Annotated in this window: 11 protein-coding genes and 3 pseudogenes; 8 read left to right on the top strand and 6 right to left on the bottom strand. The window is 71.8% G+C overall.

What is annotated here, in order from left to right; translation table 11 throughout:
- The coding region (locus JNW91_RS25465) for an MFS transporter (protein ID WP_203177913.1) at window positions 1-608 on the bottom strand (608 nt) is incomplete at its 3' end.
- Between the two features lie 154 nt (window positions 609-762).
- Between JNW91_RS25465 and JNW91_RS25460 the strand changes: the two genes are divergently transcribed.
- Window positions 763-1,545 carry an IclR family transcriptional regulator gene (locus JNW91_RS25460; RefSeq protein ID WP_203177912.1) on the top strand — a complete coding sequence of 261 codons (783 nt, stop codon included), beginning with the start codon at window positions 763-765 and terminating at the stop codon, window positions 1,543-1,545.
- An 82-nt stretch (window positions 1,546-1,627) separates the two neighbouring features.
- Here JNW91_RS25460 and JNW91_RS25455 read toward each other — a convergent pair whose 3' ends face one another.
- Complete coding sequence (locus JNW91_RS25455) at window positions 1,628-3,754, bottom strand: PhoX family protein (RefSeq protein ID WP_203177911.1); 2,127 nt, start codon at window positions 3,752-3,754, stop codon at window positions 1,628-1,630.
- A gap of 239 nt (window positions 3,755-3,993) precedes the next feature.
- Between JNW91_RS25455 and JNW91_RS25450 the strand changes: the two genes are divergently transcribed.
- Entirely contained in the window at window positions 3,994-4,509 is a 516-nt protein-coding gene (locus JNW91_RS25450; RefSeq protein WP_109817284.1) for a sigma-70 family RNA polymerase sigma factor, read from the top strand.
- Window positions 4,506-4,580 (top strand): annotated as a pseudogene (locus JNW91_RS34075) (anti-sigma factor); the annotation flags it as partial. The gene JNW91_RS25450 and the pseudogene JNW91_RS34075, both read left to right, overlap by 4 nt.
- A 599-nt stretch (window positions 4,581-5,179) precedes the next feature.
- Here the strand turns inward: JNW91_RS34075 and JNW91_RS25440 are convergent.
- The 4 genes and pseudogenes from JNW91_RS25440 to JNW91_RS25425 all read right to left on the bottom strand — a co-directional run.
- Window positions 5,180-5,899, bottom strand: a pseudogene (locus JNW91_RS25440) (amidase); the annotation flags it as partial.
- A gap of 12 nt (window positions 5,900-5,911) precedes the next feature.
- Window positions 5,912-7,054, bottom strand: coding sequence for a cystathionine gamma-synthase (locus JNW91_RS25435; protein ID WP_203177910.1), 1,143 nt, complete (start codon window positions 7,052-7,054; stop codon window positions 5,912-5,914).
- Window positions 7,055-7,163: 109 nt separating this feature from the next.
- On the bottom strand, window positions 7,164-7,817 hold the full coding sequence (locus tag JNW91_RS25430) for a YncE family protein (protein WP_203177909.1): 654 nt from the start codon (window positions 7,815-7,817) through the stop codon (window positions 7,164-7,166).
- Complete coding sequence (locus JNW91_RS25425; protein ID WP_203177908.1) at window positions 7,814-8,209, bottom strand: YncE family protein; 396 nt, start codon at window positions 8,207-8,209, stop codon at window positions 7,814-7,816. The genes JNW91_RS25430 and JNW91_RS25425 overlap by 4 nt, the downstream gene beginning before the upstream one ends.
- Before the next feature lie 129 nt (window positions 8,210-8,338).
- Here JNW91_RS25425 and JNW91_RS25420 point away from each other — a divergent pair, with 129 nt between their 5' ends.
- The 5 genes and pseudogenes from JNW91_RS25420 (at window position 8,339) to JNW91_RS25400 (ending at window position 11,527) form a co-directional block, all read left to right on the top strand.
- On the top strand, window positions 8,339-8,761 hold the full coding sequence (locus JNW91_RS25420; protein ID WP_203177907.1) for an HIT family protein: 423 nt from the start codon (window positions 8,339-8,341) through the stop codon (window positions 8,759-8,761).
- A 74-nt stretch (window positions 8,762-8,835) separates the two neighbouring features.
- The gene (gene msrA / locus JNW91_RS25415; protein WP_203177906.1) at window positions 8,836-9,498 is read left to right on the top strand and encodes a peptide-methionine (S)-S-oxide reductase MsrA; all 663 of its coding nucleotides are present in this window, start codon (window positions 8,836-8,838) and stop codon (window positions 9,496-9,498) included.
- Between the two features lie 370 nt (window positions 9,499-9,868).
- Window positions 9,869-10,798: a ribonuclease Z gene (locus JNW91_RS25410; RefSeq protein WP_203177905.1), complete on the top strand. Its 930-nt coding sequence runs from the start codon at window positions 9,869-9,871 to the stop codon at window positions 10,796-10,798.
- Window positions 10,795-10,932 (top strand): annotated as a pseudogene (locus JNW91_RS25405) (GNAT family N-acetyltransferase); the annotation flags it as partial. The gene JNW91_RS25410 and the pseudogene JNW91_RS25405, both read left to right, overlap by 4 nt.
- Before the next feature lie 82 nt (window positions 10,933-11,014).
- On the top strand, window positions 11,015-11,527 hold the full coding sequence (locus JNW91_RS25400; protein WP_203177904.1) for a PH domain-containing protein: 513 nt from the start codon (window positions 11,015-11,017) through the stop codon (window positions 11,525-11,527).
- Window positions 11,528-11,539 lie beyond the last annotated feature (12 nt).

The raw sequence follows: 11,539 nt of genomic DNA, 5'->3' as shown, positions 1-11,539 counted from the left end.
CCGCCGCCGGCCGTCCGGGCGCGGCCGGCATGGTGCCGGGGTACGAGCGGCAGCGTTGTCAGCGCCGCACCGGCGGCGGCCACGAACGCCCAACGCCAGCCGGCGGTGAGCGCGATGGTGGGCACCGCCGCGCCGGCCAGCAGGGTGGACACCGGAATGGCCGCCTGCTTGACGCCGAAGGACAGCCCCTGCCGGCGCGCCGGCACATGTTGGGCGAGGGCCGCGTTGCTGGCCAGCTCGCCGAGGGCGTTCGCGGCGGCGCTGAGCGCCAGCAGCCCCACCAGCATCGGGTACGACCGGGCGAGCGCCGCCACGGCCAGCATCGACCCGGCGGCCAGCAGGATGCCGCAGCGGGCCACCACGGCCGGTCCGTACCGTTCGACCAGGCGGCCCGATGGCACCGAGGCCAGTGCGCTGACCCCGAAGTAGACGGCCACGGCCACGCCCAGGCCGGCCGGGGAGAAGCCGACGTCGGCGCCCATCTGCACGGCGAGGCCGCCGAGCAGGAAGACGGGCAGGACGCAGGCCACGGTCGTGGCGACGGCACCGGCGCTGGCCCGGACGGGTCGGGGTCGGGCGGTGGCCGGGGTGAGGGCTGTGTCGTTCATCGTCCGGCAAACCTACGCGAGGGTCGTTCAGAGCACTCCTCGTGACCGGCAGGGCACAAGCTGTGGATGGTGATCTGACATCCTCGACCCGAACAGGCATTTCGCACCGGGCCTGTTTTTCATATGGTGTAAGTCCCCGGCGGCGGAGGTGGTTGTGCGCGACCCCTTGGCAGAACCTTCGGACCTGATCCGCAGCGTGTCCAGAGCGCTGCGGGTGCTGGAGTCGGTCGGTCGCGCCCCGAAGGGCCTGACCGTCAAGCAGATCGCGCGACGCTGCGAGCTGACCGTGGCCACCACCTACCACCTGGTGCGCACACTCGCCTACGAGGGCTACGTGATCCGTCGTGAGGACGGCACGTACATCGTGGGGTTGGAGGTGGCCGACCGCTACCGCGAGCTGGTGACCGCGTTCCGGGGTCCGCCGGCCGTCGGTGAGACGTTGCGGCGCGCCGCCGTGGACACCGGCTACAGCCACTACCTGGGCCGCTTCGTCGGCGGTCAGGTGGCCATCACGGCGGTCGCCGAGGGGCACCGGTCGCCCTACCTGGAGGACCTGGTCCCCGGCTTCGACGAGGGGGCGCACGCCACCGCCCTCGGCAAGTCGCTGCTCGCCACTCTCACCGCCGACCAGCGCTTCCGCTACCTGCGGGAGTACGGCATGCGGCCGTTCACCAGCGCCACGCTGACCAGCACCGAGACGTTCGAGGCCGACCTCGCCGCCGGCGACCGGCGTGGGATGCAGCTGGAGCTGGGGCAGTTCCGTCAGGGTGTGGCGTGCGCCGCGGTCCTGGTCACACCGGACAAGGACATGGAACGCCGGGTCGTGCTGGCGTGCGCGCTGCCGGCCAGCGAGATGATGACCTCGGCCCGGGTGGTGCGGGCCAAGCTGCTCACGGTCGCCCGCAGCGTCGCCGACGGCATCGCCGCCGACCACTGACCCCGTACGACGCCGAGAGGCCCTCTCCCGGGCTGGGAGAGGGCCTCTCGGGGCGGTCCAGGGCCGGACCGCCGGAGCAACGTCAGCTGCCCACCGGGCCGCCGTCGAGACGCCAGGTGACCACCACACCCGGCTTGGCGTAGTCGCCGTCCGGCCAGTTCGAGGCCGGGTTCTCCACCGAAGCGCCGGTGATCTCACCCGGGTGCTGCACGGCCACGAACACCGAGCGGTTGTCGCCGGTGATGAACGGGCCACAGGTCTCCGCGCCGATCGGCACGGTCAGGAACTGCTTGAGGTGACCCCGCTCCGGGCCCTCCACGGCGGTGGCGAACAGGCCGTCGTTGCTGCCCAGCGCATTGCCGTCGGTGGAGATCCACAGGTTGCCGGTGGCGTCGAAGGCGACGTTGTCCGGGCAGGAGATCGGGGAGACCTTGGTCTTGTCGTACCCGGCGAAGAAGGTCGACGGATCGGTCGGATCGCCGCAGACGATCGGCAGCGACCAGGCGAAGGTCTCCGCGGTGTTGTCGTTGCGATCCTCGACCAGCTCCAGGATCTGCCCGTGCTTGTTGGCGTTCCGCGGGTTGGCCTCGTCGGCTGCCGCCTTGCCGGCCTTGCCACGGTCGGTGTTGTTGGTCAGCGCCACGTACACCTTGCCGGTGAGCTGACTCGGCTCGACGTCCTCGGGACGGTCCATCTTGGTCGCGCCGACCTTGTCGCCCGCGAGCCGGGTGAAGGTGAGCACGTCCGCGGCGGTCATCCCGTCGACGAACGAACGGTTGCCGCTGACCAGCTTGATCCACCGGCCCCGGCCGTTGAACGCGCCGTCGCTGGGCAGCGTGCCCGAGCCGTCGATCTCACCGGCGCTGGTCTGGTCCAGCCGCGCCACGTAGAGCGTGCCGGACTCCAGCAGGGTCAGGTTGTGCTTACGGGCAGCCCAGGAGTTGCCCTTCATGAACTTCTTGTCCGAGACGAACTTGTAGAGGTAGTCGAACCGCTCGTCGTCGCCCATGTACGCGACCACGTGCCCGTCCTTGGCGACGATGACGTTCGCACCCTCGTGCTTGAACCGGCCCAACGCGGTGTGCTTGCGCGGGCGGCTCTCCGGGTCGAACGGGTCGATCTCGACGATCCATCCGAACCGGTGCGCCTCGTTGGGGTGCTTGGCCAGGTCGAAGCGCTCGTCCGCGCGCTCCCACTTGCGGCTGCCGCTGGGGTAACGGCTGGCGGTGCTGATGCCGTACCGGTCCAGCTTCGGCTTCAGCTCGGCCGGCGCGGCGTCGGCGCCGACGAAGTACTGGTTGAAGTTCTCCTCGCCGGAGAGCACCGTGCCCCACGGGGTCACACCACCGGCGCAGTTGTTCAGCGTTCCGACGACGGTGTGGCCCTTGGGGTCGGCGGCGGTCTTCAACCACGCCGAGCCGGCGGCCGGACCGGTCAGGTCGAACTTGGTGCCGAGCGCGGTGACCCGCCGGTTGTACGGCCGGCGGCCGCTCCCGACCGGCTTCCACTGCCCGGTGCCGGCAACCCGCTCCACCTCCACCACGGACATCCCGTGCGCGGCCATGGCGGTGCGCAGCTGCTCCACGGAGAGCCCGTCGAGGCCCGGGAAGCCCGGGAACATCAGGTCCTCGTTGGTGTACTCGTGGTTGACCACGAGCAGCGCGCGGTTACCGCGCTTGTCCAGCGGCAGCACACCCACGAAGTCGTTGTTGTAGCCGAACTGCTTGGACTGCGCGGCGGCGGTCTGGTGGTGCACGTCGAACTCCGGCGCGCCCGGCACCACCGGGTCACCCCACTTGATCACCACGGCGTGGTCGTAGCCGTTCGGCACAACCAGGGTGTCCAACCTGTTCGGCGGGATCGGCTTGAACGACAGGGCGCCGCTGCCGACGCCGGTGCTGGGACGACCGAAACCGAAGCCCTCCGGAACGTCCGGGGCGGTGGGGGCCGCCATGGCGGGAGCCGCGCCGGCCAGCGCGCCGGCAGCCGCGCCGCCGAAGCCGAGGACCAGCGCGCCGACCGCACCGGCCCGGACCACGCCGCGCCGCGAGACCTCCGCGTTCACCACGTCTCCGAAGTACGCGTTGTCGGAGGTGTTCGGGACCGGGTGGTCACAGGCGTTTCCGCAGCGGTAGAGACAGGTCATGGCGTCACGGGCGCCGTGGCGGGTGGCGCCCAGCAGAGGGAGCAGCCGGGGACGGTCGCTCATGGGAGTGGCCTCCTGGGAAGTCGGTGGCGCGCCGGGAAGGTCATCGGCGGGCGTACCAGCCGGACGCTAGGAGGACGTGGTGAGCGGTCGTCGGCCGCAATGTGAACCAGGCATGAACACCTCTCCGGGTGCACGCCGACCCGCAACCGGTCTGACCTCGGTCTGAACCGATCGGCGTCACCGCACGTATTCCCGGGCGAACGCACCGCCGGACGCGCGCCGGAAGTGAGGAGACCGCCATCAGCGACCATGACGCCCAACTGCTGCGCGCGCTGCACGACGAGCACGCGGAGGCGCTGTACGCACACGCCCTGCGGCTGGTCAACGGCGACCGGCAACGCGCCGAGGACCTGGTGCAGGAGACACTGCTGCGGGCCTGGCGACACCCGGAATCGCTCGACCCCCGCCGCGGCTCGGTGCGGGCCTGGCTCTTCACCACCGCCCGTAACCTGGCCATCGACGCCTGGCGTCGCCGATCCACCCGGGTCGGCGAGGTTTTCACCGACGAGATGCCCGAGCCGCCCGAGGTCGTCGACGAGGCCGAACGTGCCGTGGAGGCGTGGACCGTCGCCGAGGCGTTGAACCGGCTCAGCCCGACCCACCGGGAGGTGCTCGTCGAGTGCTTCTACCAGGGACGGTCGGTGGCCGAGGCGGCGTCGCGGCTGGGTGTGCCACCGGGCACCGTCAAGTCGCGCACCCACTACGCGCTGCGGTCACTACGGTTGGTCCTGGCTGAGATGGGAGTGACGGGATGACCCGGTGCGAGTTCGCGCACGACGACGGCGCGTACGTGCTGGGCGCCCTCGCCCCCGCCGAGCGGGCCGCCTACGAACGCCACCTCGCCGGCTGCGCCGAGTGCCGGGACGCCGTCGCCGAGATCGCCGTCCTACCCGGACTGCTCGGCCGCCTCGACCCGGCCGGGCTGGAGCAGTTCCTGCCGCCGCCGACCGCACCCCGGGTGCCCGCGCTGCTCGAGGAGGCCCGGGCCCGCCGGCGCCGCGAGCGGTGGTCCAACCGCCGGGGGTACGCGGTGACCGGGCTGGTCGCCGCCGCGCTGGCGCTGGTGGTCGGTGCCGGCACCGTCACGGTGCTGCGGAGCACCCCGGGGGCGGTGGGGACCCCTGGCCCACGGGTGTCGATGGTCGCCATGCGACCGGTGGCAGCGGCCGGGCCGGTGCACGCCGAGATCGGCCTGACCGGCAACAAGTGGGGCACCGAGGTGACCATGCGCTGCGGGTACGACCCACGGACGAGCTACGGCAAGGCGTACCCGTTCCGGCTGGTGGCGCACGGCCCGAACGGCACCAGTGAACAGATCGGCTCCTGGCTCGCCGCGCCGGGCGACAGCCTCCAGTTCACCGGCGCCACGAGGTTCACCGACGCGGAGCTGGTCAGCGTCGAACTCCAGAGAGCGACGGCACCCCCCTCCTGCCGCCGTCCGGCCAGCACCGAGAAGCCGACCGCCGCGTCGGCGACCGTGCTGGTCAACATGCCGTGCTCGGTGAGACCGAACCAGTCGTCCGCGCCGAGCTGGCAGGGAACCACACCCCGGCCCGGCTTGAGCCCGACCAGACCGCAGCAGGCGGCGGGGATCCGGATCGAGCCGAGACCGTCGTTGCCGTGCGCGATCGGCACCAGCCCGGCGGCCACCGCGGCGGCCGCGCCGCCCGAGGAACCGCCAGGGGTACGCGAGCTGTCCCACGGATTGCGGGTCACCGCGCTGTCGTCGTCGGTGAGCGCCCACAGGCCCAGCTCCGGCATCCGGGTCACGCCCAGGATCACCGCGCCGGCGCCGCGCAGCCGGCGGACCACCTCGTGATCGGCCTCCGCGACGTCGGTACGCACCGCGGCCGACCCGTTCCAGGTGGGCAGGCCAGCGACCGGGGTGTTCTCCTTGACCGCCACCGGCACCCCGGCCAGGGGCAGGTTGGCCAGGTCCTCCTGCTCGTCGACCTTTTCCGCCTCGGTGATCGCCTCGCCGCCGCGAACGGCGCGGAACGCGGCCAGTTCGCGGTCGGCCGAGGCGATGTACTCGAGGTGGTCGGCGACGACCTGGGTGGCCGAGACGTCGCCCCGGCGCACCCCCCGGGCGATCTGCTTGGCGGTCGCCCCGACCCAGGTCGCCATGATGTCCTGCACGGCCATCCTCCCCAGCGGTCAGCCCAGTGCCTGCTCCAGATCGGCGAGCAGGTCGTCGACCGTCTCGATGCCGACAGACAGTCGCACGAGATCACCGGGAACTTCAAGCGGCGAGCCGGCAGCACTTGCGTGTGTCATCCGGCCCGGGTGCTCGATCAGGGATTCCACGCCGCCGAGCGACTCGGCGAGCACGAAGAGCTTGGACCGGTTGCAGATCTCCACGGCGTGGTCCTCGCCGCCGGCCGCCCGGAACGAGATCATGCCGCCGAACCGGCGCATCTGCTTGGCGGCCACCTCGTGACCGGGGTGCGAGGGCAGGCCGGGGTAGATCACCTGGGCCACCTTGGCGTGCCCCTCGAGGTACGCGGCGAGCCGCTCGGCGTTGTCACAGTGCCGGTCCATCCGTACCCCGAGGGTCTTGATGCCGCGCAGGGTGAGCCAGGCGTCGAACGGACCGTTGATTCCGCCCATCGCGTTCTGGTGGTAGCGCAGCTCCTCGCCGAGCGCGGCGTCGGCGACGACGAGCGCGCCGCCCACCACGTCGGAGTGCCCGCCGATGTACTTGGTGGTGGAGTGCACCACCACGTCGGCGCCGAACGCGATCGGCTGCTGAAGGTACGGCGAGGCGAAGGTGTTGTCGACCACCAGCAGCGCGCCCGCGTCGTGCGCGACACCGGCCAGGGCGGCGATGTCGGCGATGCCCAGCAGCGGGTTGGTCGGCGTCTCCACCCAGATGATCTTCGTACGGCCGGGCTGCACCGCGGCCCGGATCGCGGCCGGGTCGGAGACCTTGGCCGGGGTGAACTCCAGACCCCACCGCTGGGCGACCCGGGCGAAGAGCCGGTAGGTGCCGCCGTACGCGTCGTCCGGGATGATCACGTGGTCCCCGGGTTGGCAGACGGCCCGCAGCAGGGTGTCCTCGGCCGCCAGGCCGCTGGCGAAGGTGAGCGCGACCGGCCCGCCCTCCAGCGCCGCCAGGCACTCCTGGAGGGCGTCGCGGGTCGGGTTGCCGGAGCGGCTGTACTCGTAGCCAAGCCGGGGCGCGCCGACGGCGTCCTGGGCGTACGTGCTGGTCTGATAGATCGGTGGAATCACCGCGCCGGTGCGGGCCTCAGGGTCCTGACCGGCGTGGATGGCGAGCGTCTCGAAGCCGTGACTCATTCTGGTGAGGCTAGTGCCCCGTCCCGGAAGCTGGAACGGAACCGCGCTCCCGCGCGTGGCCGGACCGTCCGGCCGGCCACCGCGCGCCGATCCACGGGCTGAGAGCCGATCAGCCGGCCGGAATGGGCAGGATGTGCAGGATTGCCTGGTTGGCGTTGGGCCAGTCGTCGGAGACCGCGTAGAGCCGGGCCCCGTTCGGCGACCAGGCCACCGCGCCGGGGACGAGCTTCCCGGTGAGTTCGAAGCGCGCCAGCTCCGTGCCATCGGGGGTGAAGGCGAACACCTCCGGGCCGTAGGAGGCGTCACGTCCGACGGCGACGCGGGTGCCGTCGCGGGAGACGTCGACGGCGCTCGGGTACGCGTCGGCGGGATAGGTCGCGGTGGGGGTGCTGATGTCGGCGAACGGGAACGCCTGCACCTCGTACGGGTAGGCGGCGGCGGTGTAGAGGGTCGTGCCGGTCGGGTCGAGCGCGATCTCACGCAGATTGCTGCCGATCACCGACCAGGAGTTGGTGCGCAGGGTGGTCAAGGCGCCCCCGGCGCCGATCCCGTACGCGTACACCGACGCCGGACTCAGCGACGGTTGCCCGGCGAGCAGCACCGACCGGTTCTGGCTGGCCGCGGCCAGCAACGGCGCGTTGTAGAAGTCCTGGCTGGCCACCCCGGTGCTGAGCCGGGCCGGCTGACGGCCGAGGTCGATCCGGCCGATGTTGCCGCCCCACTGGTCGCAGCCGTAGCCGAACCACAGGTACCGCCCGGTCACCGCCAGCGACGACGGGCACTCGCCCGCGCGGTGTCGTACCGGGCGGACTCGACCAGCGAGCCGGTGTCGAAGGCGGCGATGGCGTTGGCGGTGGGCAGCGCCACGTAGAGGGTCTGCCGGTCGGCGCTGAGCAGCAGGTCGGTGGGGCCGGGCAGACCCGACAGGGTGCCGACCACCGCGCCCGTCGCGCTGGTCACGGCGACGTCGGTGGAGGAGCGGCCGCCGCTGATGAAGACCCGGTCGCCGGCCGACACCACGTCGGCCACGGTCGCCAGCGGCACCGGGGTGGCGGTCGGCGCGGGTGCCGCCTGGGCCTGGGCGGGGAAGGTGCCGGTGAGCAGCCCGGCGGTCAGGGCCGCCAGGGCGAGGGCGGTGCCTCTTCGGCTGGTCAAGATGCGTCCTTTCGCTGTCGCGACAGCACGATGCCCCCGCGCACGTATCCAGAACAGTGAATGACTATCACAGTCGATGCGATCGTGGGGGCCGCCATGCCCCCCGGGACCCCGGCATAGCCTGGGCCGATGAGTGGGTGCGTGTTCTGCGGGATCGTGGCGGGTACGGTGCCGGCGTTCCGGGTCGCCGACGAGCCGGACGGGGTGGCTTTCCTGGACACCCGCCCGGTGTTCAAGGGTCACGTGCTGGTGGTGCCCCGGGTCCACCTGGTGACCCTGGCCGAACTGCCGGCCGACCTGCTGCCGGGCTACTTCGCGCTGGTCCGGCGGCTGGCCGTGGCGGTGGAGAGCGGTCTGGGTGCGGGTGGGACGTTCGTCGCGATGAACAACAAGGTGTCCCAGTCGGTGCCCCACCTGCACACCCACGTGGTTCCGCGCACCAAGGGCGACGGTCTGCGCGGCTTCTTCTGGCCGCGTACCCGCTACGACGACGACGCCGAGGCCCAGGCTCACGCCGACCGGGTGGCCGCCGCCCTCCCGGCAGGGGCCTGAGTCACACTGACGCGGGTAAGGAAGCACTACCCACCGGTGTTACACGCTGGGAGAGGTACGAGAGGAGTCCCACCGTGTTCCTGCGCCGTATGAACGCCGAGATGGTCTCGCCCGACCAGGCCCTGCCCGGCCGCCCGATCGCCATGCCGGTCGCCGACCGGCACGAGGTCCTGGGCACCCCGCTCAAGGGCCCCTTCCCGGAGGGCCTGCAGGTCGCCGTCTTCGGCATGGGCTGCTTCTGGGGCGCCGAGCGGCTGTTCTGGACGCTGCCCGGCGTGTACACCACCTCCGCCGGCTACGCCGGTGGCATCACCAAGAACCCGACGTACGAGGAGACGTGTTCCGGCCGGACCGGGCACGCCGAGGTCGTCCAGGTGGTCTACGACCCCACCAAGATCGCCTACGAGGACCTGTTGAAGGTCTTCTGGGAGAACCACGACCCCACCCAGGGCATGCGCCAGGGCAACGACGTGGGCACCCAGTACCGGTCGGCGATCTACACGACGACCGACGAGCAGCGGGCCATCGCGGAGTCGTCCCGGGACGCGTTCCAGCCGATCGTGACGCGCGCCGGCAAGGGCGAGATCACCACGGAGATCGCCCCGCTCGGCAGCTACTACTTCGCCGAGGACTACCACCAGCAGTATCTCGCGCCCACGAAGAACCCGAACGGGTACTGCAACCACGGCCCGAACGGGCTGAGCTGTCCGGTCGGCGTGGCCCGTACCGCCAGCTGACCGCCGTACACCCGCGCGACCTCGAATGCCCGGCCACCGACAGGTGGCCGGGCATTCCCGTTTGGCCATGTGATCGAAATCCGTTGCCGAGCCCGGCCGGGACTCGATAGCGTGGCGGTACACGTGAAAGGAGGTGGTCCAGACTTGTATAGGAATCGGACTCGTGAGGTGGCTGTCCGCTAGCCGCTGTCCTCGACAGTGATCGGTCCGCCGACAGGCGGGCAACCAGCACCATCGTCGAGACCGTGTGGCAGCGGTGCGGCGAATTCCAGACAGCCACCCGACCCCCGGGGTGCCGGCCCAGTCCAGCCGGCCCGCGCGACAGCGCGGAGCGCCCCGGGGGTCGCTTCATTTCCGGAAAGGGCCGCCGATGTCGATGCGCGAGCTGGTGGTGCTGGGGACAGCGAGCCAGGCGCCGACCCGGCAGCGCAACCACAACGGGTACGTGCTGCGCTGGGACGACGAGGTGATCCTGTTCGACCCGGGCGAGGGCAGTCAACGCCAACTCCTGCACACCACCGTCACCGCCACCGACCTGACCCGGATCTGCGTCACCCACTTCCACGGCGACCACTGCCTGGGCCTGCCGGGCACCATCCAGCGGCTCTCCCTGGACCGGGTGGCGCACCCGGTGGCCGTGCACTTCCCGGCCGGTGGCGCCGAGTACTTCGCCCGGCTGCGGCACGCCACCTCCTTCTACGAGACCGCCGAGCTGGCGGTCACCCCGATCGAGGCCGACGGGCAGCGGATCGCGCTGAACTGCGGCGTCCTGGAGGCACGCCGGCTGCGGCACCCCATCGAGACGTACGGGTACCGGCTGGTCGAGCCGGACGGCCACCGGATGCTGCCGGAGAGGCTGGCCGCGTACGGCATCGCCGGCCCGGCCGTCGGCGAACTGATCCGCGTCGGGCACCTCGACCTCGACGGACGCCGCGTCACCCGGGCCGAGGTGAGCGTGCCCCGGCCGGGGCAGCGGTTCGCCTTCGTGATGGACACCGGCCTCTGCGACGGGGTGTACGCCCTCGCCGAGCACGCCGACCTGCTGGTCATCGAGTCGACGTTCCTGGAGTCGGAGGCCGCGTTGGCCGCCGAGGTCGGCCACCTGACCGCGGCGCAGGCCGCCCGGGTGGCGACCGAGTCCGGGGTACGCCGGCTGGTGCTCACCCACTTCTCCCAGCGGTACGCCGACCCGCGCCGGTTCCACGACGAGGCGCGCGCCCACTTCGACGGTGACCTGATCATCGCCGAGGACCTGACCACCGTGCAGCTCCCGCCCCGCCGGGTAGCCTCGTCCGGATGACCGTCACGCTCCGTCCCGCGACCGGTGACGACCTGATGGGGGTGGGTGCCCTGCACCAGCGTTCCCGGGTCGCCGCGTACTCCTCGTTCCTGCCGGCCGGGGCGCTGGCCGCCCCCACCGAAGAGGCGATGGGGGCTCGGGGCTCGGGGCAAGCTCGGGTGGGTCGCTCGGCGGGTGGTGCGTTGGCCGGGCGAGCGCGGGTGGCAGACTGGTGGGGTGAGTGAAACCGAACTGGTCCGCCTGAAGCCCCGCCGCATCCGGCTGGTCTGCTGGTCGGCCGCGGTCGCGCTGGTGGTGGTGTTCGCTCTGGTCGGCACCTCGCTGAGCGGGCCGACCGGTGACGGTTACGGCAGCTTCCAGCGCGGTGACCAGATCGCCATGATCGGCTTGGGTGTCTTCGGCGCGTTGGGCTTCCTGTTGTTCACCCGCCCGCGAGTGGAGGCGGACGCGCGTGGCATTCGCGTGCGGAACGTCATCAACTCGTACGACCTGCCCTGGGAGGTCGTCCGGGGAATCCGCTTCGACCGGGGCGCGCCGTGGGCCAGCCTGGAACTGCACGACGACGACCTGCTTCCGATGGTCGCCCTCCAGGCTGCCGACAAGGAGCTGGCCGTCGACGGGGTCCGCGCCCTGCGCCGGCTGCACGAAACCCACCTGACCCGCCTCGCCGAACGCGCGCCGGCCGCTGATCCGCGCGCCGCCGCCGCCGCCGCCGCCGCCGCTCGTTGACCGAGCCCGCCC

This window comes from Micromonospora parastrephiae (assembly GCF_016802865.1).
GTDB classification, from domain to species: Bacteria; Actinomycetota; Actinomycetes; order Mycobacteriales; family Micromonosporaceae; genus Micromonospora; species Micromonospora parastrephiae.
The sequence above is the reverse complement of the archived record's forward strand: the minus strand, read 5'-3'. Positions and strand labels throughout refer to the sequence as shown.

Bases quoted from the DNA above. Each gene is read 5' to 3' on its own strand.
- JNW91_RS25455 (WP_203177911.1), bottom strand. From the start codon at position 3,754: ATGAGCGACCGTCCCCGGCTGCTCCCTCTGCTGGGCGCCACCCGCCAC.
- JNW91_RS25435 (WP_203177910.1), bottom strand. From the start codon at position 7,054: ATGAGTCACGGCTTCGAGACGCTCGCCATCCACGCCGGTCAGGACCCT.
- JNW91_RS25420 (WP_203177907.1), top strand. From the start codon at position 8,339: ATGAGTGGGTGCGTGTTCTGCGGGATCGTGGCGGGTACGGTGCCGGCG.
- JNW91_RS25410 (WP_203177905.1), top strand. From the start codon at position 9,869: ATGTCGATGCGCGAGCTGGTGGTGCTGGGGACAGCGAGCCAGGCGCCG.